This is a genomic window from Acidovorax sp. CF316, assembly GCF_000276605.1.
In the GTDB taxonomy this organism is placed as follows: Bacteria; Pseudomonadota; Gammaproteobacteria; order Burkholderiales; family Burkholderiaceae_C; genus Acidovorax.
Genome location: NZ_AKJX01000163.1, coordinates 17,930 through 40,194, shown reverse-complemented (window position 1 = coordinate 40,194; position 22,265 = coordinate 17,930). Strand labels below are relative to the sequence as shown.

Here is a 22,265-nt window from a genome sequence, read left to right as displayed (position 1 = left end):
CAGGCCTAACTTGATGTATCCCGCAAAACCTGCGGGATAAACTGGACCGTGCGGGATATTGTGGGCATTGATTCCTCCAGGAAGTGGCTTGCAGCGTGGGCTAGCGGTCAGTGCGCTGTAAAACCACGGGTTCAAAATTACCGCCTAACCCGGCAAGCGTCGAGTCAGCACACTATAGGGTACCAGTAGGCGGGCACCTAAGCGCGGCTACGGGCCCTTCGCTGCCGCTGGTACGATGGCTGCCATCGGCCAGAAGCAGCCAATGGCTGCCGGTGCAAGAGGACTTTTAGAGCGAGGCAGTCCTGTGAACTTCGGGCAGACCTTAATCAGTCAGGGAGCTGCCCCCTAGGACTTATGGCCAAGTGCTAGGCGACATGGCTCTCATTGCTGCTCATTCTTCATTGGCATGTCGTTGTACGGGTCCAGGGGCATAGGACCAAATTCCTGGCTTGCTTCACAGATGGTCCACTGAACAACAGGCGATGTAGTTGAAGCCAGGCTTTTGTTCATCATGAAAAGCATTGCATCGGATAGCCCCATATGTCCAATAATCCATAACATTGACTCGGTTGAGTGAAGATCCGCTGGATCCCAAGTCTGAGTAACGTAAGAGGTGACTTGAGCGGACGTTTCTGCACTTGGCCTTTCGTAGGTGTGCCACTGTTTGCTTGCAAGCTCACGTAAAACTGCAAGCCTCTCCGTTTCCGCGGCAGTCGCTGCTAGCGCACTAGAAAAGAGCACCGCGAGCTCATCTATGGCTACTGATTCCGGCAAGGCGTCAACGTCTGGTAGTTGCATGAGAAGCTCAATGAAGTGAGGGGAGTGCCGCGTGCAACTTGACCCAGGCGCTTGCGTAAGCGGTATGCAAGAACCTCGACTGTGGGGCGACTTTTCGTCAAAGGGCCAGTCGAGACTGGCCAGTCAAGGTCGGGATCGTACCCCATGTCAAACAGCTTTAAAAGGCCGCTTCGGGCCCAAAACCGCCGTTCAGAAGTGCCGCCTGGAAGCCGTCATTGACTTGCTGAGCGGCTGTTGGAAATCCCGCTGTCCGCCTACAGCAAGCTATAGTTTGCTGACTTAACGCGTGCCGGGTTCCATGGAATTTTTATACCTGGACGTTTGAACAGCTCTTCGCTTGCAAAGCTATGCTGCTAGCGGCCTCCGGGAGAAATTAGTGTCCAGAACATCCCGCACGGTCCAGTTTATCCGGCAGGTTTTGCGGTTTAAATTACGTTAGGTTCGCAAGTCATGCCTTGTCCCACGCCTGAAGAGATCAACATCCATGACTCTCTTGATGAGCGAGTCGCGCTAGAGATTTTCCAGGGAAAATCCCAAAGCGAGGCATTTGCGTTGTTCCATGAGAACGCGATGCTGTGCGCAGAGGCGCTGGTCCACATGGGGCCGCGCGCCCGGCTCTACTATCTCGACGCATACTTACAGTACCTTGCGTCAGACGCATCGAGAGGCAATGAGTGGGCTGCATCAAGTCTGCCGCCCGTTGCACAAGCTGTCATCGAGTCCGGCCTCGCTAGCGCCCAGACTCAAGAGAAGCTTCTCGTAGCTCTTGAGCGGGTTCACTCCCAGTTTGCTAGCTATGTACCCGACAGAATGACTCAGCGCATCTACCATCAAGTTCCGGGTGAGGTTCGCAGAGTGATTGCCCTATTGCGTCCAGGAGTGCAAACCTGACTATGCGTTCAAGCGGACCGCGGGGAGAGACTTTCGTGTTTCCTGGTGTTGTATCGGCCCGCGGCCGCTTAACGCGGCGTTAGTCATTAGATGCAGACTCTTCCTTTCGCGACCGAGTGGCGTTCTAGTTTCGGCTATGTGTTGCCCGCAGGATTCCTCTGTCGGGTAGCGTTGGCAGATCGATGGTTGCGCGTTCATAGCCTTCCAGAATCGAAGCGTTATGCGGAGACGGAGGCTGAGCGAGCAGAACTTCTCCATCGCCAGAATGCCGCTGCAACCTACGTCCTCGGCGAAGACGCCGACTGCCAATTGGTTGTCACTCGCTTCGGCGAGAACCAGGCGTGGTCGTTTGAAGCATTGCAGGTGGATGGCAGAACGCCGGTACATGTCTTGTCCGCCGGAGATGAGGACGACGGGCTTCAGTTCTTCGGTCTGCCGGTGAAGTGGAAAACGGCCTCGTTCAATGACCTTCTCCTCTCCGTCGCGGACGATCGAACCGGACCTGTACTTCTGGCGGATATTCAGCGACGCCGCATATACGCTCCCTATGACGGAGGCGCTGATCTGTTTTTTGCCAGTCCCGAAGAGGCAGAGTTGGCACGAGCACACTTCCAAGGTTGGTTATCGGCTCGGGAGGACGGGCTGTGAGACTAATGGCTAACTGGTCGTTCGTGTGGACGGCTTCGCCGCCCCACAACTTCAACGTTGAATGTCCGCTTCTTTAACCCACCATCGACTGCTAGTGGCCGTTAACGGTCATCGTAACATCGGCGTTCGTCGGCGCCGCGCAGCCGCTCACGACAAGAACGTCGATCAAAATGCAGTGGTGTCTTGTCGCGCAAACCTCTAAATGGACCTCCGCCGCCTAACTTATTTCGTAGCCGTAGCGGAAGAACGCCACCTCGGCCGCGCCGCCGAGCGCCTGCACCTATCCCAGCCCCCCCTCACCCGCCAGATCAAGGCCCTGGAGGCTGAAGTCGGCGCGCAGCTCTTCGAGCGCACGCCACGCGGCATGGTGCTGACCCATGCGGGCGAGACCCTGCTGCGCGATGCCAAAGCCATCTTCGGCATGGTGGACCAGGCGGCAGACCGGGCGCACCGGGCGGCGCGCGGCAAGCTGGGGCGGCTGGATGTGGGGGTGTATGGCTCGGCGATCTTCGGCATCGTGCCGAACATCCTGGCCCGGTTTTCGCGCGAGAACCCCGATGTGGAGATTGCGCTGTACCACGCGCAGACGCCGCAGCAGGTGACTGCGCTGCGGCAGGGCCGGGTGCTGATCGTGTTCGAGCGGTTATTACCGGCCGACAGCGACCTGCAGGTGGAGCGCGTGGCCAGCGAGCCGCTGTGGGTGGCGATGTCAGACAATCATCCGCTGGCGCGGCGCAAGAAGATCCCCGTAGCGCTGCTGCGCAACCATGCGCTGGCGGTGGGCTCGTCGCCTTCGGCCACGGCCACGCTGCTGCGGCTGTGCGCCGAGGAAGGCTTTGAGCCGCAGATTGCCACGCAGACCAGCGATGTGGTCATGGCCACGATGCTGACCGCCTTCAGCAACTGCCTGACGGTGGTGCCCTACTCCATGCTGAGCGTGCAGTTCCCTGGCGTGCGCTATGTGCCGCTGGTGGCGGCGCGCGGCGAGGCCACCATGGACCTGTACTGCTTTTACCGCAAGGACGAGGCATCGCCGCTGTTGGCGCGGATGTTAGAGACGGTACGGGGGTACAGCACCCCAAGTTAACGGCCGAGCGGCTCCTTACCGAAAAGGTATGGAGTTGAACGAAATTGGGAATGGACGTTTCTCGTGGACGGGTGAACACTGCGATGCAGGTCACACAAGAACACGGAGACAACATTGAGTTCACGTCCATTCAAGCGCCTGCTGTTGACGGGCGCAGCCGGCGCGCTCGGCCGCGTGCTGCGGCCGGCCATGCGGGGCCATGCCTCGGTCCTGCGCGTTTCAGATATCCAGCCGATGGAGGCGTCAGGCAGTGACGAGGTCGTCGTCTGCGACCTGGCCGACAAGGCGGGCACCGATGCGCTGGTGGCGGGCTGCGATGCCATCGTGCACCTGGGCGGCATTTCGGTGGAGCGGCCGTTCGAGGAAATCATCGAGTCGAACATCCGGGGCACCTTCCACCTCTACGAAGGCGCGCGCAGGCATGGCGTGAAGCGGGTGGTGTTTGCCAGCTCGAACCATGTGGTGGGTTTTCACCCGCAGGACGAGCACCTGCAGACCGACTGCGAGCGGCGGCCCGATGGCTACTACGGCATCTCCAAGGCGTTTGGCGAAGACCTGTCGCGCTTTTACTTCGACCGCTATGGCATCGAGACCGTGTGCCTGCGCATCGGCAGCGCCTATGCCGCGCCCAAGGACCAGCGCATGCTATCGACCTGGCTGAGCTTTGGCGACCTGGAGGCGCTGGTCGGCCGGTCGCTGCTGGCGCCCGAGATCGGCCACCTGATCGCCTACGGCATGTCGGCCAACCCCTCGGTGTGGTGGAGCAATGCCAAGGCGGCGCGCCTGGGCTTTGCGCCGCAGGATACGTCCGCGGCATTCGAAGGCGCCAGCGCGCTGCCGGCCGCCCTGCCCGGCTCGCCGGAGGCACGCTACCAGGGCGGGTCCTTCGTGGTCCGCGGTCCTTTTGAAACCCTGCCCGAGGTGCCCCAATGACGATCCGCTTTGGCGTGGTGGGCATCGAGCACCGCCATATCTACCACCTCATCCAGGGCCTGCTGGACGCGGGCGCAACCTGCGCCGGCTATGCCACCTCGCGTGCCGACCCGCTGGTGCTGCAGGGCGTCCAGTCGCGCGTTCCCGGCCTGAAGGCCGTGGAGTCGGCCGAGGCGCTGCTCGACGACGATTCCATCCAGTTGATCGTCACGGCCGATGTGCCGTCGCGGCGCGCAGAACTGGCCGTCGATGCCATGCGGCGCGGCAAGGACGTGCTGACTGACAAGCCTGGCGTGACCAGCTTTGCGCAACTGGCAGCGGTGCAGGCCGCCGTGCGCGAGACCGGGCGCATCTTTGCGATCTGCTTTTCTGAGCGGCACATCGTGCCTTCGGTGGCCATGGCCCAAAAGCTGGTGCAAGACGGCGCACTGGGCAATGTGTTCCACACGTTGAGCATGGGCCCGCACCGGCTGAACGCGACCACCCGGCCGGCCTGGTTCTTCGACAAGGCCACCTACGGCGGCATTCTGGTGGACATTGCCTCGCACCAGATCGACCAGTTCCTGGTGCTCACCGGCTCGACCGATGCCACGGTGGCCCATGCCGTGCACTCGCACATCGGGCAGGCCACGCCCGTGAGTTTTCAGGACTTTGGCGAGATCGCGCTGGCCTCGCGCGACAACGCGGCGCGCGGCTATATCCGCGTGGACTGGTTCACGCCGGATGGGCTGCCCACCTGGGGCGATGGCCGCCTGTTCATCGGGGGCACCGAGGGCTCCATCGAGATCCGCAAGTACGTGGACATCGAGGGCCGCGCCGGCGGCGAGCACCTGTTTCTGTGCGACCGCAAGGGCACGCGGCACATCGACTGCAGCTGGGAGCCGATCACCTTCTTCAGCGACTTGGTGGCCGACGTACAGAACCGCACGGACAAGGCCGTGCCGCAGGACCATGTGTTTGCCGTGAGCCGGCTGGCGCTGGAAGCGGATGCACTGGCTACATCAGGGAGCACCACTCCATGAAGAAGCTGGGCATTGCACTCCTGGGCGTGGGCCCGGGCTCCGAGCCGCACCTGCAGAGTCTGGCCACGCTGGCGGACAGCGTGGACCTGCGCTGGACGCTGGCCCGCAGCAACCCCGACAAGGCCCGGGCGGCGGTGCCGCCGAGCACCCGGGTGACGGGCGCTCTGCAGGAGATCCTGGGCGACCCGCTGGTCGAGGCGGTCATCGTGGCGACGCCGGCCTATACCCACCTGGAAATCGCCTCGGCCGCGCTCGCAGCCGGCAAGCACACGCTGGTCGAAAAGCCGCTGGACGTGACCCTGGCCCGGGCCGAAGAACTGGTGGGCCAGGCTGCAAGCCATGGTGTGCAGCTGGGCGTGGTGCTGCAGCACCGCTTTCGGCCGGGGGCGCAGCGCCTCAAGCAGCTGCTGGACGCGGGCACGCTGGGTGCCGTGCAGAGCGCCGTGCTGCAGGTGCCGTGGTGGCGCTCGCAAGAAGGCTACTACGCCAAGGCCGGGCGCGGCACGCTGGCGCGCGATGGCGGCGGCGTACTGCTCACCCAGGCCATCCACGCGATCGACCTGTTCCGCAGCCTGGTGGGGGTGCGCGCCGTGGTGGCCTCGCAGATTGCGACCACGGCCATCCACGAGATGGAGACGGAAGACTTTGCCAGCGCCCTGCTCACCCTGGGCAATGGCGCGCCGGGCGTGCTGGTCGCTACCACGGCGATGTACCCGGGACGGGCCGAGGTGCTGGAGCTGGTGTGCCGCCATGCCACGGCCACGCTGGAGGGTGGCAACCTGCGCGTGCAGTACCACGACGGCCGCGTCGAAACCCTCGACGGCGAGTCGAAATCGGGCAGCGGCGATTCGATCATGGACTTTTCGCCCGATGCGCACATTGCCCTGCACCGGGACTTCTTTGGCGCCGTGGCCGAGGGCCGGGCCCCCACGGTGACGGGTGCCGAGGCCGTGGCCACGCACCGGCTCATCGACCAGATCGTGCGGCAAGGGCAAGCCGCTTGAAGCAAGCAAGCCAAGCAAAACAAAGCAATTACCACAAGGAGACAAAAGCCATGAAGAAAGTGTTCCACCAGATCGCACTAGCCCTGACGGCGGTGTGCGCAGCAGCCACCCTGCCCGCGCACGGCGCCGACTTTCCGACCAAGCCCGTCAAGATCGTTGTGCCCTATGCGCCCGGCGGCACCACCGACGTGCTGGCCCGCTTCATCGGACAGCGCCTGGCCGACAACCTGGGCCAGTCCGTCGTGGTGGACAACAAGCCCGGTGCCGCCGAGGCCGTGGGTGCAGGCCTGGTGGCCAAGGCGCCGGCCGACGGCTACACCCTGCTGCTGTCGACCATGACCACCCAGGCCATCAACCCCACGCTGTTTCCCAAGCTGTCGTTCGATGCGACCAAGGAGCTGACGGCCATTGGCCGCGTGGCCGATGTGCCGGCCATGATCGTGGTGAACCCTGGCGTGCCCGCCAACACCCTGCCGGAGTTCCAGCGCTACCTCAAGGCCAACCCGGACAAGAGCTATGCCTCGCCCGGCAACGGCACGCCCAACCACTTGGCCACCGAGCTGTTCAAGCGCGCCGCTGGGGTCGAGGCCCTGCACGTGCCGTACAAGGGCGGCGCACCGGCCGTGCAGGATGTCATGGCCGGGCAGGTGCAGTTCATGCTGATCCTGGCACCCGAGGCCATGCCCCTGGTCAAGACCGGCAAGCTGCGCAACCTGGCCATCACCACCCAGCAGCGCTCGCCCATGTTCCCTGACCTGCCTACTGCGTCGGAACAAGGCGTCAAGGACTTCGAGCTGGTGGTCTGGTACACGCTGCTGGCGCCTGCGGGCACGCCCAAGGACGTGGTGGCCAAGCTCAATGCCTCGCTGAACGCGGTGCTCAAGGAAAAGCAGACGATGGACAAGCTGGCCGAGCTGAGCATCAAGCCCGCGGGCGGCACACCCGAAGAGGCCATGGCCTATGCCCGAAGCGAGGCGGCGCGCTGGAAGAGGGTGATCGAAGACGCGGGGATCAAGGCGGAGTAAGTCCCGCCCCCAAAAAAGCAAAAGGCGCTCCGAGGAGCGCCTTTTGCATGGGTACAGACAGAAAACTCAGGCCATCGAGTAAGAACCGCCCCGACGCCCGCCCTTGAGGTGGCGGGCCAGCAGCACCAGCATCACCAGGCCGAAGCCCACGAAGCAGACGAACGACCAGTTGGCGATGGAGCCGCCCAGGAAGGTCCAGTCGATGGCCGAGCAGTCGCCCGAGCCGCGGAAGATCATGGGGATGGCGCGGCTGATGGGGTAGTTTTCGATCATGCCGTAGAAGTCGCGCCCGCAGGTGGCGACCTCGGGCGGGTACCACTGCAGCCAGCTCTGGCGTGCGGCCACGAAGGCGCCGAAGCCGGCGATGAGCACGGCGATGCCGGCCAGCGACATCCACCAGCCGCGCGAATCGCGTGCAGCGGCCAGGCCGGTGAAGATGGCCACGCCGATCAGCGCGTAGCGCTGCACGATGCACATGGGGCACGGCTCCAGTCCCACCACGTGCTGCAAATACATGCCGAATGCAAGCATGGCCACGCAGGCAAAGCTGATCAGCGCAAGCAGGCGGCGCGGCGCGTTGTCGATCCAGTTGAACACCATCATTCTTGTCATCCCCAAATGCCCCGGCACCCGGCTTGCGCCGGCCCGCGAGGGGCATGGGGCGGCAAGCGTCAGATGTTGGCGGCGTGGTCCAGAAAAACCTTGGCGCGGCGCGGTGTCACCACCAGCGTCTCACCCTCCTTGAAACCCATCTCCTTGAACTGCTGCGCGGGGATCTGTGCCTCGATCAGCGTCTCGGGATTCGAATTGTCCGCTGGTTTGTGATCGTCGGACGGAATAAGTTCCAGCCGCGCGATCGGGCCGACCACAATGGCACGGCTCAGCTGCGCCACGATGCCGGTCGGGCGGCCTGCCGCATCGACGCCCACGCCAGGCGAGTAGCGCTGCACATCGAGGTCGTGCGGGCGCACATAGGCAAAGGCCTTGGTGTCCTGCGCGTCGGCGTGCTCGGGGGCATCGAGCTGCATGCCGTCGAGGTGCACCAGGCCCTCATGGGCGCGGCCCTGGAACAGGTTCACGTCGCCCAGGAAGCCGTAGACGAAGGGGCTGGCCGGGTGGTCCCAGACCTGCTGGGGCGAGCCGCTCTGCTCGATGCGGCCCTGGTTGATCACCACCACGCGGTCGGCCACTTCGAGGGCTTCTTCCTGGTCGTGGGTCACGAAGATGCTGGTCACATGCAGTTCATCGTGCAGGCGGCGCAGCCAGCGGCGCAGTTCCTTGCGCACCTTGGCGTCCAGGGCGCCAAAGGGCTCGTCGAGCAGCAGCACCTTGGGCTCCACCGCCAGGGCACGGGCCAGCGCAATGCGCTGGCGCTGGCCGCCCGACAGCTGCGAGGGGTAGCGCTCGGCCAGCCAGTCGAGCTGCACCAGCTTGAGCAGGTCGGTGACCTTCTTCTTGATCTGGGCCTCGCTCGGGCGCTCGCCACGCGGCTTGACGCGCAGGCCGAAGGCCACGTTCTCGAACACGGTCATGTGACGGAACAGCGCGTAGTGCTGGAAGACAAAGCCCACGTTGCGCTCGCGCACGTGCACGTCGGTGGTGTCCTCGCCCGAGAAGTGGATGGTGCCCACATCGGCCGTCTCCAGGCCGGCGATGATGCGCAAGAGCGTGGTCTTGCCGCAGCCCGAGGGGCCGAGCAGTGCGATCAGCTCGCCCGAGGCGATGTCCAGGCTCACGTCGCGCAGCGCATGGAAGTCGCCGAACTGCTTGCTGACGTTGCGAATTTCGATACTCATGGTGTGTGCTTTCTTGCTTGCTTCAGCGCGTGGACGGTGCCACGGCGGGCGCGGGGCGCTCGGGCGGCAATTCGGCCGCAGCCTTCATGTCCTGCTCGTTGCGCCATTCGGCAATCGACTTGATGACCAGGGTGACCAGGGCCAGCAGCGCCAGCAGCGAGGCGGCGGCAAAGGCGGCGACCGACTGGTATTCGTTGTAGAGGATTTCCACGTGCAGCGGGATGGTGTTGGTCTGGCCGCGGATGTGGCCCGACACCACCGACACCGCACCGAACTCGCCCATGGCGCGCGCATTGCACAGGATCACCCCGTACAGCAGGCCCCACTTGATGTTGGGCAGCGTGACGTACCAGAAGGTCTGCCAGCCGGTGGCGCCGAGCACGATGGCGGCCTGCTCCTCGTCGTTGCCCTGGGCCTGCATCAGCGGGATCAGCTCGCGCGCGATGAAGGGGAAGGTCACGAACACGGTGGCCAGCACGATGCCGGGCACGGCAAAGATGATCTTGATGTCGTGCGCCTGCAGCCAGGGGCCGAACCAGCCCTGCGCGCCGAACATCAGCACGTAGACCAGGCCGGCCACCACGGGGGACACCGAGAACGGCAGGTCCACCAGCGTGGTCAAAAAGGCCTTGCCCTTGAACTCGTACTTGGCAATGCACCAGGCCGCCGCCACGCCGAACACCAGGTTCAGCGGCACGGCGATGAGCGCGGTGATCAGCGTGAGCTTGATGGCCGACCAGGCATCGGGCTCGCGCAGGCCATCGAGGTAGGCGCCAAAGCCCTTGCGCAGCGCCTCGGCGAACACCGCGGCCAGCGGCAGCACCAGGAACAGCAGCATGAAGGTCAGTGCCACGGTGATCAGCGTGTAGCGCACCCAGGGCGCCTCGGTCGTGCCGGCGCGCGCACGGCGCACCGTGCGGGAGTTGTTGCCACTCATGCGGGTGCTCCTGCGTGACGGCGCTGCCAGGCCTGCAGCGCGTTGATGACCAGCAGCAGGATGAACGAGATCACCAGCATGACCACGGCCACGGCGGTGGCGCCGGCGTAGTCGTACTGCTCGAGCTTGCCGATGATGATCAGCGGCGTGATTTCAGAAACCATGGGCATGTTGCCGGCGATGAAGATCACCGAGCCATACTCCCCCACGGCCCGGGCGAACGCCATGGCAAAGCCGGTGAGCAGCGCGGGGGTGATGGAGGGCAGGATGACCTTGGTGAAGGTCTGCCAGCGCGTGGCGCCCAGGCAGGTGGCGGCTTCCTCGAGCTCTTTTTCGGCGTCTTCGAGCACCGGCTGCACCGTGCGCACCACGAAGGGCAGACCGATGAAGATCAGCGCGATCACGATGCCCGCAGGCTTGAAGGCCAGCTGGATGCCCAGCGGCTCCAGGTACTGCCCGACCCAGCCGTTGCTGGCCAGAAGCGCCGTCAGCGAGATGCCGGCCACGGCGGTGGGCAGCGCGAACGGCAGGTCCACCAGCGCATCGACGATCTTCTTGCCGGGGAACTTGTAGCGCACCAGCACCCAGGCGATGAGCAGGCCGAAGAACAGGTTGACGATGGCCGCCAGGAACGAGGCGCCGAAGGTCAGCCGGTACGAGGCGACCACGCGCGGCGCGCTGATGGCGGCCCAGAACTGGTCCCAGGTGAGGGTGAAGGTCTTGAAGATCAGTGCCGACAGCGGGATCAGCACGATGATGCTCAGGTAGAACAGCGTATAGCCCAGCGTCAGGCCAAAGCCGGGCAGCACCCGTTTGGACGCACGCCGGCCGGCCGGCGCAGGGGCCTGTAGGGCACCCCGCGCGGCCACAGAGGTCGCAGCGGTCATGGTTTACTTGGCGCCAGGCGTGTAGAGCTTGTCGAACTGGCCGCCGTCGTTGAAGTGCACCTTCTGGGCATCGCTGAGCGAACCGAAGTACTTGGCCACGGTGAACTGCTTCAAGGGCTTGAAGGTGTCGGCGTACTTCTTGAGCACGGTTTCCGAGCGCGGACGGATGGCGTGCTTGGCCGCGATCTCCTGGGCTTCTTCGGAGTACAGGTAATCGAGGTAGGCCTTTGCCAGTGCGGCCGTGCCCTTCTTGGCCACGGTGCGCTCGACCACGGCCACGGGGTTCTCGGCCACCACGCTGACCGACGGATAGATCGCATCGACCTTGCCGGCGCCGAACTCGCGGTCGATGGAGACCACTTCGGATTCGAAGGTGATCAGCACATCGCCCTGGTTGCGCTGCAGGAAGGTGGCGGTGGCGTCACGGCCACCCTTGGCCAGGATGGGCACGTTCTTGTAAAGCTTGCCCACGAACTCGGCGGCCTGTGCCTCGGTGCCGCCCTTTTCGCGCACGGCGCCCCAGGCAGCCAGGTAGGCATAGCGGCCGTTGCCGCCGGTCTTGGGGTTGACCACGATGACCTGCACGCCGGGCTTGATCAGGTCGTCCCAGTCCTTGATGCCCTTGGGGTTGCCGTTGCGCACCAGGAACAGCATGGTCGAGGTGGTGGGCGATGCGTCGTGCGGGAATTTCTTGGCCCAGTCCTTGGCCACCACGCCGCTGTCGGCGAGGAACTGCACGTCGGTGGTCGTGTTCATGGTGACCACGTCGGCCGCCAAGCCGTCGTTCACGGCGCGCGCCTGGGCGCTGGAGCCGGCATGCGACTGGTCGATCTTCACGTCCTTGCCGGTGGTCTTCTTGTAGTGGGCCGAGAACGCGGCGTTGTAGTCCTTGTAGAACTCACGGGCCACGTCGTACGACACGTTGAGCAACGAGTCCTGGGCCAGCGCCATGCCGCTCGCGGTCAATGCCAGAGTGGCCAGGAGAGTCTTGAGTTTCAAAGAAGTCATGTGGCGTAGCCCGTAAGGAAAAGCGGAAGATGCCACATTGTGCGCACAGCGCCTTAAAACTCAAAAGAATACATTCTTGTTAATTAATCGGATTTTGGAATAAAGAAACAAGATGTAGTCGCATTGGCAGCACCGGCCTGCACGCCGGCAGCCAGGTGCGGGCGCGGATGCGCTCAGGCCGAGGCCTGCCAGGCAGATGCCGGTGCGGGCGATGCAGCGGATGGCGCAACACCGACGCCGCCCTGCTCGCCCGTCAGCGACTGCAGCAGCGCCCAGCCCAGGGGCCATTCGCCATGGCCTGATTCCACATTGATGTGGCCGGCCTGCTGCATGCGCACGAACTCGCTGCCCCAGGCACGGGCATAAGCGCCGGCCAGGCGGATCGGGCAATAGGGGTCGTTGCTGCTGGCCACCACCACGCTGCGGTAAGGCAGTTGTGCGTAGGGCACCGGCGCAAAGTCGTTGAGGATGGCGCGGCGCTCCGGGTCGGCCGGGGCCACCAGCAGCGCGCCCTGGATGCGGGCCGCCGCCTCGGGCCCGAGGTGGGTGGTGGCGATGCAGCCCAGGCTGTGCGCCACGATCACCACCGGATGGGGCGCGGCCAGCACGGTCTTTTCGAGCGTGCCGACCCAGGCGTTGCGGGTGGGGGTGATCCAGTCGTCCTGCACCACGCGGCGCGCGCTGGGCAGCCGCTCGGCCCACAGGCTCTGCCAGTGGCCGGGGCCGGAGTCGCGCCAGCCGGGGACGATGATGATGGAAGTGGGGTTCACGTTGGTAGCGCCCGGCATGGCCCCGGCAGCGCCCTGCCCTGCTGGTTGCAGCAGGGGCGCGCGCCGCAGGCCACCGCCTGGCTTGCTTGGCTTACTTGTTGGGCTGCGGTGTGATGCGCAGATAGGGGCGCACGGCCTTGAAGCCCTTGGGGAAGCGCTGGGCGATCTCGGCCGGGTCCTGCAGGCTGGGCACGATGATCACGTCGTCGCCGTCCTTCCAGTTGGCGGGCGTAGCCACCTTGTGGCTGTCGGTCAGCTGCAGCGAGTCGATCACGCGCAGGATCTCGTCGAAATTGCGGCCCGTGCTCGCGGGGTAGGTGAAGGTGGTGCGAATGACCTTCTTGGGGTCGATGATGAACACGCTGCGCACCGTGACCGTGGTCGAGGCGTTGGGGTGGATCATGTCGTACAGGTCGGCCACCTTCTTGTCCGCATCGGCCAGGATGGGGAAGTTGACGGTGGTGTTCTGCGTCTCGTTGATGTCGCCCACCCAGCGGTTGTGCGAATCCACGGGGTCCACGCTCACGGCGATGGGCTTGACCTTGCGCTTGGCGAATTCGGTGGCCAGGGCCGCCGTCTTGCCCAGCTCGGTGGTGCAGACGGGGGTGAAATCGGCGGGGTGCGAGAACAGCACCACCCACGAATCGCCTGCCCATTCATGGAAATGGATGGGGCCGGCGGTGGATTCCTGGGTGAAGTCGGGGGCGGTGTCGCCGAGTCGCAAGGTGGCCATGGATGTGCTCCGTCAATGTCTGATGGAGCCATTCTGCGAGCCGCGCTTTAAAACCCAAACGAATATATTGTTCTGACTTAATCGCAAAAACGTCTATCAAGGCGCCAAAAAGCTCAGTCCTGGTCCAACAGGCGGTCCAGTCGTGCCCGGTAGTTGTTGAGGAAATCGTGCGTCACGGCGTAGTGCTCGGTGTCCTCGAAGGCCACTTCCGACAGGCCCGTGCCGTCGAACAGAATGATTTTCGCGTGCGGGTAGGACAGCAGGATGGGCGAATGCGTGGCGATGATGAACTGGGATTTGTCCTCCACCAGCTGGTGGATGGCCGAGAGCGCGGCCAGCTGGCGGTTGGGCGACAGGGCCGCTTCGGGCTCGTCGAGCAGGTACAGGCCCTTGCCCTCGAACTTGTGCGTGAGCAGCGCCATGAAAGCCTCGCCATGCGAGCGTGCATGCAGCGACTTGCCGCCATAGCCGTCCAGATAGCCCACCTCGTCCATGTAGGTGGCCACATTGAAAAAGCTCTCGGCCCGCAGGAAATACCCATCCTTGGGCTGGCGAAAGCTGCGCGCCAGCCGCAGCACTTCATGCAGGGAGGATTCCGAACCCGCAGAAGACAGGCTGAAGTTGCGTGTGCCGCCCTCCGGGCTGTACCCCAGGGCCAGGGCAATGCCCTCCAGCAGAGTGGACTTGCCCGAGCCGTTTTCCCCCACCAGAAAGGTCACGTCCGGGTGGAATTCCATCCGCCCCATATCCCGGATGGCGGGGATGTTGTGGGGGTAGGTGTCGTAGTCCACCTCGGCGTCGGGGCGGATGCAGACGCTTTGCAGATAGGGTTTGGCGGGCAGCATGGGGTGCCATGCTAACGGCCAGGGAGGGGATCAGAAGCGCGCAGCCTCGAAGGCGGGGTGCAACTCGTCCACCCAGTGGTCCAGCTCCTCTTCCGACACCGCCAGGTGGTCCATGCAGGCCTGGCCGTGCTGCAGCCAGTCGCGCGTGGGCTGCAGGCCGTCGTGGTGGTTCACCAGGTACTCGGCCAGCAGGCCCAGGGCCACCAGGTGGCGCACCGTGGGGTTGAAACGCTCGTCCTGTAGGGCCGTGAAGTCGTGGTGCAGCCAGATGGCCTGGGCCACGTCGCCCGGCAGGTGCCAGGTGCGTGCCACCAGGGCGCCCATCACCGCGTGGTCGGTGTGGTGGTTGGCGTTTTCGGTCTGGGTGAAGGTGCGGTCCTTGCGGGCCAGGGCCTCGGTCACGGTGGAGCCATAGCCGCGCACGGCCTTGACCAGCACCGGCATGCCCACGTGGCAGAACAGGCCGAAGCTGTAGCCCAGGCCGGGGTCGAAGCTGTACAGCTGGCGGCCGATGTGCTCGCAGGCGATGGCGCGGCGCTGCGAGCTTTCCCAGAAATGCTCGAGCAGCGGCGAGCGCACCATGAGCGCATTGCGCGTGATGAAGGCTGAGAGCAGTTCCACCGCCGGGTTGAGCCCGAGCACGGTGAGCGCCATGCCGATGGTCTGCACCGGCTGGGCCAGGCCGAACAGCGGGCTGTTGGCCTGGCGGATCAGGGCGGCCGCCAGGGCCACGTCGGACGAGGCCAGTTGCTCCAGCGCGCCCGAATCGAGCTCGGGTGCGGCCACGATCTGCTGCAGGCGCAGCAGCGACTCCGGGCACGGCGGGATCACGATGGCCCGCACCGAGGGGTGGGTGCGGGCCTTCTGGAGGTCGGTATCAATAGGGTGGGGGTTTTTCACGGCGCGCCCCGGGGTACCTGCGCAGGGTGGTACGCAGGCAATCCGGTCAGTTGCAACTGGTTGCATTGTGGCCTGAAAACGCGCGGGGCGAAGTGACCTCAGGCCAGAGCGGCCTTCACTGCACGGCGTATTGACACTAGATGCCCGCGCCGTCCAGCCCGGCCCCACCATCGCGCGTGGCCAGGCTGTTGCGCCCCGGCATGGCCTCGCCCAGGTAGTCGAGAAAGCTGCGCACCGCGGGCGACAGCCCGCGCCGCGAAGGGAACACCGCGTGCACGATGGCCGGGGGCGGCACCCACTCGGGCAGCACGCGCACCAGGCGGCGCTCGCGCATCTCCTCGTGGCACATGTAGTCGGGCATCCAGCCCATGCCGATGCCGGCCAGCACCGCGAACTTCAGGGTCAGCAGGTCGTCGGCCACGTAGCGCGGCGTGTGGTGCACGACCTGGTGCGCGCCGCCCGGGCCCATCAGGTTCCAGGTGGCGCGGCCGTCGGGGGCCGACATGGCCACGCTGTCCATGCGCGAGAGGTCTGCCAGCGTGGTGGGCGTGCCCTGGCGTATCAGCAGGTCGGGGCTGGCCACGAGGATCTGGCTGGTCATGTCCAGCCGCTTGACCACCATGCTGCCGCTGTCCTCCAGCGTGGGGCGCACGCGCAGGGCCACGTCGATGCCCTCCTCCACCACGTTCACCGCCCGGTTGCTGACCATCATGTCGACCCGCACCTCGGGGTAGCGCGCCAGGAAGGGCGGCATCATCTCGGCCAGCACCGTCTGCGCCAGCGTCACCGGGCAGCTCACGCGCACGGTGCCGCGCGGCACGGTCTGCACCTGGGCCACCGTGTCGGCGGCCGCCTGGGCCGACTCGCGCATGGCCTGGCAATGGCGCAGGTAGGCCTCGCCCACCTCGGTCAGCGAGAGCTTGCGCGTGGTGCGCTGCAGCAGGCGCACGCCCAGCTGCGCCTCCAGGTCCGACACGCGGCGCGAGAGGCGCGATTTGGGGATGCCCAGGGCGCGGCCGGCGGCGGCAAAGCCACCGCGCTCGACCACCTCCGCGAAATACAGCATGTCGTTGAGGTCTTGCATAAAGTACATCGTTCTACTGATAGGACAATCTATCGCAAGTTCAATACCTTATCAACAAATGAGTGTGTCTCCACAATTCATTCCATGGCCACACGCTGTGGCTACCACCCACAGGAGATCCACTCATGCAACTGCTTCACATCGACTCGGCCATCACCGGCGAACAATCCGTTTCCCGCGAACTCACGAAGCGCATCGTCGCCGCCTGGAAGGCCGGCCACCCCAACACCGCGGTGCAGCACCTGGACCTGGCCGTACAGGCCCCGGCCCACCTGGGCGCCGATGCCCTGGGCTTTCGCACCGGCCAGGCCGCCGCGACCGAAGTGCAGCGCCAGGAAAACGCCCTGTCCGAAGCCCTGGTAAGCCAGTTCCTGGCCTCCGACGTGATCGTGATCGGCGCCCCGCTGTACAACTTCACCATCCCCAGCCAGCTCAAGGCTTGGATTGACCGCATCGCCCAGGCTGGCCGCACCTTCAAGTACACCGACAAGGGCCCCGTGGGCCTGGCCGGTGGCAAGACCGTGATCGTGGCCTCGACCCGCGGCGGTGTGTACTCCACCAGCGAAGGTGGCCAGGCCATGGAACACCAGGAAAGCTACCTCAAGGTAGTGTTCGGCTTCTTCGGCATCACCGACGTGCGCTTCGTGCGTGCCGAAGGCGTGGGCATGGGCCCTGACGCCAAGGCCCTGGCCATCGCCAGCGCCGACAAGGACATCCAGGCCCACGCCAGCGTGCCGGCCAACCAGCCACAGATCGCACAAGTGGCCTGATCCAGTTTCTGGTCAGCCCAGCAAAACGCCGCCCATCGGGCGGCGTTTTGCTTGGTGCGGTCAGAAACTCAGATGTGCTTTTTGACCCATGCGGCATACGCATCGACCCAGCTTTGCAGGAACTTCTTGCTGCCCTCGCCCACGTTGCCGTCGGCGTCGAACAAACCTTCCTTGGCGTGGATGAAGCCCTCGGGCTGCCCCAGGGTGGGCACGTCGAGGTAGGCCAGCACGTTGCGCAGGTGCTGCTGGGCCAGCGCGGTACCGATGGCGCCCACCGAGGCACCGATCACGCCCGCGGGCTTGCCGCCCCAGGCACTCTGGCCGTAGGGGCGCGAGGCATGGTCCAGCGCGTTCTTGAGCACGCCGGGGATGGAGCGGTTGTACTCGGGCGTCACGAACAGCAGGCCCTGCGCCGCCTTGAGCTCGCCCTTGAGGCGCAGCACCGAGGCGGCCTGCTGGCCGTCGTCGTCCTGGTTGTACAGGGGCAGGTCGTCGATGCGCAGCTGCGTGAACTGGAAGTCTGCCGGTGCCAGCCGCTCGATGGCGGTGGCCAGCTTGCGGTTGAACGAATCCTTGCGAAGGCTGCCGACGATGACGGCGATCTGGACATTGCTCATGGAAACTCCTTGTGAAGGGGACGACACGGAGAAAGGCGCTGCAGGAATGGTCTCCAGGCCCTGCTGCGCGAAGCACTCGCCATGATAGCCACAGACCGTGACGCCATGGCCTGCTCACCCGGCGCAATTGCTATATTTTGTATAGCGGATTGCGCCGGGAAGTTCGCCAGGGCTGGCGGCCGGCGTCATCCCGCCCGGCGCTGCCCTGCCAGGCGCTGCACCACCGTGACCAGACGGTCGATCTCGTCGAAGGTGTTGTAGAACGCCAGCGAAGGCCGCACCGTGGTCTCCACGCCGAAGCGGCGCAGGATGGGCTGGGCGCAGTGGTGGCCGGTGCGCACGGCGATGCCCTCCTCGTTCAGCGCCTTGCCCACCTCTTCCGTGGTGTAGCCCGCGAGCACGAAGGACATCACGCTGGCCTTGTCGTCGGCCGTGCCGATGAGCCGCACGCCGCGGATGGCACCCAGGTGGCGCATGCCGTAGACCAGCAGCTCGTGCTCATAACGCGCGATGTTCTCGATGCCCACGCGGTTCACGTAGTCGATGGCGGCGCCCAGGCCCACGGCGTCGGCGATGTTGCCGGTGCCCGCCTCGAACTTGTTCGGGATGGGCTGGAACACCGTCTTCTCGAAGGTCACGTCGGCAATCATGTTGCCGCCGCCCTGCCAGGGCGGCATGTCTTCGAGCACCGCACGCCTGCCCCAGACCACGCCGATGCCGGTGGGCCCGAAGACCTTGTGGCCCGAGAACACGAAGAAGTCGGCCCCCAGGTCCTGCACGTCCACCCGCATGTGCGAGACCGACTGCGCGCCGTCGACCAGGGTCGTGGCGCCGGCCCGCTTGGCCAGGGCCACGATCTCCTTGACCGGCACCACCGTGCCCAGGGCGTTGGAGACCTGGGTGACAGCGACGATCTTGGTGCGGTCGTTCAGGAGCTTCTGGTACTCATCGAGCAGCACCTGGCCCGAGTCGTCCACCGGGATCACGCGCAGGCGCGCGCCCTTGGCGGCGGCCAGTTGTTGCCAGGGCACGATGTTGGCATGGTGCTCGAGGTTGCTGACGATGATCTCGTCGCCCTCGCCCACATGCTGCGCGCCCCAGCTCTTGGCCACCAGGTTGATGGCCTCGGTGGTGCCGCGCACGAAGATCACCTCGTTCACATCGGGCGCGTTGATGAAGCGCTGCACGCGCTGGCGTGCGCCCTCATAGGCGTCCGTGGCGCGTGCTGCCAGCTCGTGTGCTGCGCGGTGGATGTTGGAGTTCTCGTGCGCGTAGAAGTAGCTGATGCGGTCGATGACCGACTGCGGCTTGTGCGTGGTGGCCGCGTTGTCGAACCATACGAGCTGGCGGCCGTTCACACGCTCCTGCAGCACCGGGAAGTCGCGGCGCACCGCATGCACGTCGAACGCCGGGTGGGCGCTGCGGTCGGCCTGGGGGACGCTGCCGGCAGCCGGGGCACGGCCGGGCGTGGTGTAGCCGCCGGGCAGCACCACCGCGTCGGCAAAGTAAAAGCGCGGTTCGGTCGATGGCACCGTGCTGGGCACGCCGGTGCCGGCCGTGGGCGAGCCCACGCGCGGCACCTCGGGTGCGGCAAAAGGCAGCCGCGCCAGGGCATCGAGCCCGCCAGGTGCGGCGCCATGTCCGTCGGGCGGGGTCACCTGGGGCAGGCGGTCGGCCGCCAGGGGGTGGCCGTGGCGCTCACCGAGAAAGTAGTACGGCGAAGCGCCCTGCGCCACCGCAGGAGCGGCCTGGGCGGGCGCTGCCTCTGGCACACCCAGCACGCCGCTGCCAAAGCGCGGCTCGTAGGCCGGCAAGGTGCTGACCACCGAGTCGGGCACGCCATTGCCGGCCACCGCATGCGGCAGCAGCGCCGGCGCACGGTGCGCCAGCGAGGCCAGCGGCGTGGGCGACGCCGGCACCAGGTTGGCACCCGGCACCAGCCCTTGCGGAATGGGCGTACCGGGCACGCCGGGGCCAAAGCCCGCCGGGCTCACCAGCGGCGAGCCGGCGGGTGCGATGTTGACGGGCGCCTGCACGCCAGGCGGCCAGGGCGTGCCCTGCCCCGCCCCGGGCAGCGAGCCCGGTGGCGTGGACGGCAGGCCTGCAGCCGGCCCGGCAAAGCGCGGCTCTTCGCCGGGCCGGGCCGCGAACAGGGCCGTCGCCAGCCCGGCCAGCAGCGCCGGATCGATCGGCGGCTGCAGCGTGGCGGGCACGCTGGCAGGAAGGGAGGATGGAATGGTCACCACGCGGCCGCTTTACTTGTAGGTGTCGGGGTAGTCGTGGTACTTGTTGATCTCCACGTCGTCCAGCACGGCCAGCGCATCGGGCGTGAGCACGGCCAGCGAGCAGTACAGCGAGATCAGGTAGGACGCGATGGCATGGTTGTTGATGCCCATGAAGCGCACCGACAGGCCCGGGCTCTGCTCGCCCGGCAGGCCGGGCTGGAACAGGCCGACCACGCCCTGGCGCTTGTCGCCCACGCGCAGCAGCAGGATCTTGCTCTTGCCGTCGGCCACGGGCACCTTGTCCGAAGGGATCAGCGGAATGCCGCGCCAGGTGATGAACTGCGAGCCGAACAGGCTCACCGTGGGTGGCGGCGTGCCGCGGCGCGTGGCTTCGCGGCCGAAGGCGGCGATCGCCAGCGGGTGGGCCAGGAAGAAGGCGGGCTCCTTCCAGACCTTGGTGAGCAGCTCATCGAGGTCGTCCGGCGTGGGTGCGCCCGTCAGCGGGAACACGCGCTGCTCATCCGTCACCTGGGCCAGCAGGCCGTAGTCGGGGTTGTTGATGAGTTCGCTCTCCTGGTTTTCCTTGATCGTCTCGATCGTCAGGCGCAGCTGTTCCTTGATCTGGTCGTGCGGGCTGCTGTACAGGTCGGAGATGCGGGTGTGCACGTCGAGCACGGTGCTCACGGCGTTCAGGAAGAACTCGCGCGGGTTCTCTTCGTAGTCCACGAAGGTGCGCGGCAGCTGGTTCTCTTCCTCGCGGGCGGTGCAGGTGACCTTGATCAGCTCGGGGTTCTTGACCTGGTTCAAGCGGTAGATGCCCGCTTCGACCGGCACCCATTGCAGCAGGTGCGTGAGCCAGCGCGGCGAGATGGTCGAGAGTTGTGCGGTGGTCTTGGTCGCGTTGGCAAGTTGCCGTGCTGCGTTGTCGCCCAGGGCGGTCGTGCCGCCCACTGTTGCCGTCATGTGAGGCTCCGTATCAGAAAAGGTGGGATGAGAGAAAAACTCCCAGCCAGTTTCCGCCGGTGGCCTCAGCGCTTCAACATGCTATAGCCGCCAATCGCGTGCCTTTGAGCGCATTCGCATCGCTCAATGCGTCGCAGTGCCCGAGCAGCGTGGCGCTGCGCACGCCGAAGGCCTGGGAGAGCTTGTCGATGGTGACCAGCGAGGCAATGGCGCGGCCGCGCTCGATCTCGCCCACATAGGAGCGGTTGAGGTCGGCATGCTCGGCCAGTTGCTCCTGCGACCAGCCGCGCGCCTCGCGCAGGCGCCGCACGGCGGTGCCGAAACTGCGTACCAGCACCTCGCTCATGCCACGCCCACCCCGGGTTTTTCGCCCTCGTGGTGTCCGTTGTGCCGCGACAGCGCCTGCGTCACATTGCCGCCTGCGGGCACGTCGTGCGTGATCCAGACATTGCCGCCGATGGTGGCGCCCTTGCCCAGCGTGACCCGGCCGAGCACCGTGGCACCGGCGTAGATCACCACATCGTCTTCTACCACCGGGTGGCGTGGCAGGCCCTTTTGCAGGTGCCCGTCCTCGTCGGTGGGAAAGCGCTTGGCGCCCAGCGTGACGGCCTGGTAGACACGCACGCGCTCGCCGATCACCGCTGTCTCGCCGATCACGACGCCCGTGCCATGGTCGATGAAGAAGCCCGCGCCGATCTGCGCGCCGGGGTGGATGTCGATGCCGGTCTGCGCATGCGCCTGCTCGGCCACGATGCGCGCCAGCAGCGGCAGCTCCAGCTGGTACAGGCGGTGCGCCAGGCGGTGGTGGATCATGGCCAGGATGCCGGGGTAGCACAGCAGCACCTCGTCCACGCTGCGCGCGGCCGGATCGCCGTGGTAGGCGGCCAGCACGTCGCTGTCGAGCAGGCTGCGGATGTCGGGCAGCGAGGTGGCGAAGCTGCGGGCCGCCTGCACGGCGCGCTTTTCGATGTTCTGCTCTTCCACCGGCTGGTGGCGCAGCACGTAGCGCAGCTCCAGCCGGATCTGTGCCAGCAGCGAATGCAAGGCGGCGTCCAGCGTGTGGCCGACGTAGAAGTCCTCGCTCTCCTGGCGCAGGTCGGGTGGGCCCAGGCGCATGGGAAACAGCACGCCCTTGAGCTTGTCGACAATGTCGGCCAGCGCGTCACGCGACGGGAACTCGCGCCCGCCTGGCTCCTGGGAGCGCTTTTGCAGGCTGCGCCAGTCGCGGCGCACGGCGTGCAGCGACTGCACGATGGGTTCGATGTTGAAGACGGCCATGGGGAGAAGAGAGAGCAGTGGTTCAATCGTGAGGGGGTTGGCCG

23 protein-coding genes are annotated in these 22,265 nt (G+C 65.8%); 7 read left to right on the top strand and 16 right to left on the bottom strand.

Annotated features, from left to right (window positions below):
• Positions 1–381: 381 nt before the first annotated feature.
• Positions 382–798: a hypothetical protein gene (locus tag PMI14_RS34990; RefSeq protein WP_146187894.1), complete on the bottom strand. Its 417-nt coding sequence runs from the start codon at positions 796–798 to the stop codon at positions 382–384.
• Between the two features lie 981 nt (positions 799–1,779).
• Between PMI14_RS34990 and PMI14_RS34985 the strand changes: the two genes are divergently transcribed.
• From PMI14_RS34985 to PMI14_RS20555, 6 genes are all read left to right on the top strand, one after another.
• A complete protein-coding gene (locus PMI14_RS34985) occupies positions 1,780–2,337 on the top strand; it encodes a hypothetical protein (protein ID WP_146187893.1) in 558 nt (185 codons plus the stop codon).
• A 202-nt stretch (positions 2,338–2,539) separates the two neighbouring features.
• On the top strand, positions 2,540–3,424 hold the full coding sequence (locus tag PMI14_RS20575) for a LysR substrate-binding domain-containing protein (protein WP_007857286.1): 885 nt from the start codon (positions 2,540–2,542) through the stop codon (positions 3,422–3,424).
• 114 nt (positions 3,425–3,538) lie between these two features.
• Positions 3,539–4,357 carry an NAD(P)-dependent oxidoreductase gene (locus PMI14_RS20570; protein ID WP_007857285.1) on the top strand — a complete coding sequence of 273 codons (819 nt, stop codon included), beginning with the start codon at positions 3,539–3,541 and terminating at the stop codon, positions 4,355–4,357.
• Complete coding sequence (locus tag PMI14_RS20565) at positions 4,354–5,379, top strand: Gfo/Idh/MocA family protein (protein WP_007857284.1); 1,026 nt, start codon at positions 4,354–4,356, stop codon at positions 5,377–5,379. The genes PMI14_RS20570 and PMI14_RS20565 overlap by 4 nt, the downstream gene beginning before the upstream one ends.
• Entirely contained in the window at positions 5,376–6,383 is a 1,008-nt protein-coding gene (locus tag PMI14_RS20560) for a Gfo/Idh/MocA family protein (protein WP_007857283.1), read from the top strand. Before PMI14_RS20565 ends, PMI14_RS20560 begins: the two co-directional genes overlap by 4 nt.
• A gap of 50 nt (positions 6,384–6,433) precedes the next feature.
• Complete coding sequence (locus PMI14_RS20555; RefSeq protein ID WP_007857282.1) at positions 6,434–7,408, top strand: tripartite tricarboxylate transporter substrate binding protein; 975 nt, start codon at positions 6,434–6,436, stop codon at positions 7,406–7,408.
• A 66-nt stretch (positions 7,409–7,474) separates the two neighbouring features.
• On the opposite strand, the gene PMI14_RS20550 is transcribed toward PMI14_RS20555, so the two are convergent.
• The 10 genes from PMI14_RS20550 to PMI14_RS20505 form a co-directional block, all read right to left on the bottom strand.
• Positions 7,475–8,008: a disulfide bond formation protein B gene (locus tag PMI14_RS20550; protein WP_035204861.1), complete on the bottom strand. Its 534-nt coding sequence runs from the start codon at positions 8,006–8,008 to the stop codon at positions 7,475–7,477.
• A gap of 71 nt (positions 8,009–8,079) precedes the next feature.
• A complete protein-coding gene (locus PMI14_RS20545) occupies positions 8,080–9,204 on the bottom strand; it encodes a sulfate/molybdate ABC transporter ATP-binding protein (protein ID WP_007857280.1) in 1,125 nt (374 codons plus the stop codon).
• A gap of 22 nt (positions 9,205–9,226) precedes the next feature.
• On the bottom strand, positions 9,227–10,141 hold the full coding sequence (cysW, locus tag PMI14_RS20540) for a sulfate ABC transporter permease subunit CysW (protein WP_007857279.1): 915 nt from the start codon (positions 10,139–10,141) through the stop codon (positions 9,227–9,229).
• Positions 10,138–11,028 (bottom strand): sulfate ABC transporter permease subunit CysT, encoded by an 891-nt coding sequence (cysT, locus tag PMI14_RS20535; protein ID WP_007857278.1) that lies wholly within the window; start codon positions 11,026–11,028, stop codon positions 10,138–10,140. Before cysT ends, cysW begins: the two co-directional genes overlap by 4 nt.
• Before the next feature lie 3 nt (positions 11,029–11,031).
• Positions 11,032–12,036 (bottom strand): sulfate ABC transporter substrate-binding protein, encoded by a 1,005-nt coding sequence (locus PMI14_RS20530; protein WP_007857277.1) that lies wholly within the window; start codon positions 12,034–12,036, stop codon positions 11,032–11,034.
• Between the two features lie 173 nt (positions 12,037–12,209).
• Complete coding sequence (locus PMI14_RS20525; RefSeq protein ID WP_007857276.1) at positions 12,210–12,824, bottom strand: alpha/beta hydrolase; 615 nt, start codon at positions 12,822–12,824, stop codon at positions 12,210–12,212.
• Between the two features lie 73 nt (positions 12,825–12,897).
• On the bottom strand, positions 12,898–13,539 hold the full coding sequence (locus PMI14_RS20520; RefSeq protein ID WP_007857275.1) for a peroxiredoxin: 642 nt from the start codon (positions 13,537–13,539) through the stop codon (positions 12,898–12,900).
• A 113-nt stretch (positions 13,540–13,652) separates the two neighbouring features.
• Entirely contained in the window at positions 13,653–14,384 is a 732-nt protein-coding gene (locus PMI14_RS20515; protein ID WP_007857274.1) for an AAA family ATPase, read from the bottom strand.
• A gap of 30 nt (positions 14,385–14,414) precedes the next feature.
• Positions 14,415–15,284 (bottom strand): HDOD domain-containing protein, encoded by an 870-nt coding sequence (locus tag PMI14_RS20510; protein WP_035204827.1) that lies wholly within the window; start codon positions 15,282–15,284, stop codon positions 14,415–14,417.
• A gap of 136 nt (positions 15,285–15,420) precedes the next feature.
• Positions 15,421–16,368 carry a LysR substrate-binding domain-containing protein gene (locus PMI14_RS20505; protein WP_035204824.1) on the bottom strand — a complete coding sequence of 316 codons (948 nt, stop codon included), beginning with the start codon at positions 16,366–16,368 and terminating at the stop codon, positions 15,421–15,423.
• Between the two features lie 125 nt (positions 16,369–16,493).
• On the opposite strand from PMI14_RS20505, the gene PMI14_RS20500 reads away from it, so the two are divergent.
• Positions 16,494–17,138 carry an FMN-dependent NADH-azoreductase gene (locus PMI14_RS20500; RefSeq protein WP_007857271.1) on the top strand — a complete coding sequence of 215 codons (645 nt, stop codon included), beginning with the start codon at positions 16,494–16,496 and terminating at the stop codon, positions 17,136–17,138.
• 68 nt (positions 17,139–17,206) lie between these two features.
• Here PMI14_RS20500 and PMI14_RS20495 read toward each other — a convergent pair whose 3' ends face one another.
• The 5 genes from PMI14_RS20495 to epsC all read right to left on the bottom strand — a co-directional run bounded on the left by PMI14_RS20495 (position 17,207) and on the right by epsC (position 22,221).
• Positions 17,207–17,755, bottom strand: coding sequence for an NADPH-dependent FMN reductase (locus tag PMI14_RS20495; RefSeq protein ID WP_007857270.1), 549 nt, complete (start codon positions 17,753–17,755; stop codon positions 17,207–17,209).
• Between the two features lie 185 nt (positions 17,756–17,940).
• Positions 17,941–20,001, bottom strand: a complete 2,061-nt coding sequence (locus PMI14_RS20490; RefSeq protein WP_007857269.1) for a family 2A encapsulin nanocompartment cargo protein cysteine desulfurase — start codon at positions 19,999–20,001, stop codon at positions 17,941–17,943.
• Between the two features lie 9 nt (positions 20,002–20,010).
• Positions 20,011–20,943 carry a family 2A encapsulin nanocompartment shell protein gene (locus PMI14_RS20485; protein WP_007857268.1) on the bottom strand — a complete coding sequence of 311 codons (933 nt, stop codon included), beginning with the start codon at positions 20,941–20,943 and terminating at the stop codon, positions 20,011–20,013.
• A gap of 73 nt (positions 20,944–21,016) precedes the next feature.
• Positions 21,017–21,289, bottom strand: a complete 273-nt coding sequence (locus PMI14_RS20480; RefSeq protein ID WP_007857267.1) for a helix-turn-helix transcriptional regulator — start codon at positions 21,287–21,289, stop codon at positions 21,017–21,019.
• Positions 21,286–22,221 (bottom strand): serine O-acetyltransferase EpsC, encoded by a 936-nt coding sequence (gene epsC / locus PMI14_RS20475; protein WP_007857265.1) that lies wholly within the window; start codon positions 22,219–22,221, stop codon positions 21,286–21,288. The genes PMI14_RS20480 and epsC overlap by 4 nt, the downstream gene beginning before the upstream one ends.
• Positions 22,222–22,265: the final 44 nt, after the last annotated feature.

Bases quoted from the DNA above. Each gene is read 5' to 3' on its own strand.
- PMI14_RS34990 (WP_146187894.1), bottom strand. From the start codon at position 798: ATGCAACTACCAGACGTTGACGCCTTGCCGGAATCAGTAGCCATAGAT.
- PMI14_RS34985 (WP_146187893.1), top strand. From the start codon at position 1,780: ATGCAGACTCTTCCTTTCGCGACCGAGTGGCGTTCTAGTTTCGGCTAT.
- PMI14_RS20575 (WP_007857286.1), top strand. From the start codon at position 2,540: ATGGACCTCCGCCGCCTAACTTATTTCGTAGCCGTAGCGGAAGAACGC.
- PMI14_RS20565 (WP_007857284.1), top strand. From the start codon at position 4,354: ATGACGATCCGCTTTGGCGTGGTGGGCATCGAGCACCGCCATATCTAC.
- PMI14_RS20560 (WP_007857283.1), top strand. From the start codon at position 5,376: ATGAAGAAGCTGGGCATTGCACTCCTGGGCGTGGGCCCGGGCTCCGAG.
- PMI14_RS20555 (WP_007857282.1), top strand. From the start codon at position 6,434: ATGAAGAAAGTGTTCCACCAGATCGCACTAGCCCTGACGGCGGTGTGC.
- PMI14_RS20550 (WP_035204861.1), bottom strand. From the start codon at position 8,008: ATGGTGTTCAACTGGATCGACAACGCGCCGCGCCGCCTGCTTGCGCTG.
- PMI14_RS20545 (WP_007857280.1), bottom strand. From the start codon at position 9,204: ATGAGTATCGAAATTCGCAACGTCAGCAAGCAGTTCGGCGACTTCCAT.
- cysW (WP_007857279.1), bottom strand. From the start codon at position 10,141: ATGAGTGGCAACAACTCCCGCACGGTGCGCCGTGCGCGCGCCGGCACG.
- cysT (WP_007857278.1), bottom strand. From the start codon at position 11,028: ATGACCGCTGCGACCTCTGTGGCCGCGCGGGGTGCCCTACAGGCCCCT.
- PMI14_RS20530 (WP_007857277.1), bottom strand. From the start codon at position 12,036: ATGACTTCTTTGAAACTCAAGACTCTCCTGGCCACTCTGGCATTGACC.
- PMI14_RS20525 (WP_007857276.1), bottom strand. From the start codon at position 12,824: ATGCCGGGCGCTACCAACGTGAACCCCACTTCCATCATCATCGTCCCC.
- PMI14_RS20520 (WP_007857275.1), bottom strand. From the start codon at position 13,539: ATGGCCACCTTGCGACTCGGCGACACCGCCCCCGACTTCACCCAGGAA.
- PMI14_RS20515 (WP_007857274.1), bottom strand. From the start codon at position 14,384: ATGCTGCCCGCCAAACCCTATCTGCAAAGCGTCTGCATCCGCCCCGAC.
- PMI14_RS20505 (WP_035204824.1), bottom strand. From the start codon at position 16,368: ATGCAAGACCTCAACGACATGCTGTATTTCGCGGAGGTGGTCGAGCGC.
- PMI14_RS20500 (WP_007857271.1), top strand. From the start codon at position 16,494: ATGCAACTGCTTCACATCGACTCGGCCATCACCGGCGAACAATCCGTT.
- PMI14_RS20495 (WP_007857270.1), bottom strand. From the start codon at position 17,755: ATGAGCAATGTCCAGATCGCCGTCATCGTCGGCAGCCTTCGCAAGGAT.
- PMI14_RS20485 (WP_007857268.1), bottom strand. From the start codon at position 20,943: ATGACGGCAACAGTGGGCGGCACGACCGCCCTGGGCGACAACGCAGCA.
- PMI14_RS20480 (WP_007857267.1), bottom strand. From the start codon at position 21,289: ATGAGCGAGGTGCTGGTACGCAGTTTCGGCACCGCCGTGCGGCGCCTG.
- epsC (WP_007857265.1), bottom strand. From the start codon at position 22,221: ATGGCCGTCTTCAACATCGAACCCATCGTGCAGTCGCTGCACGCCGTG.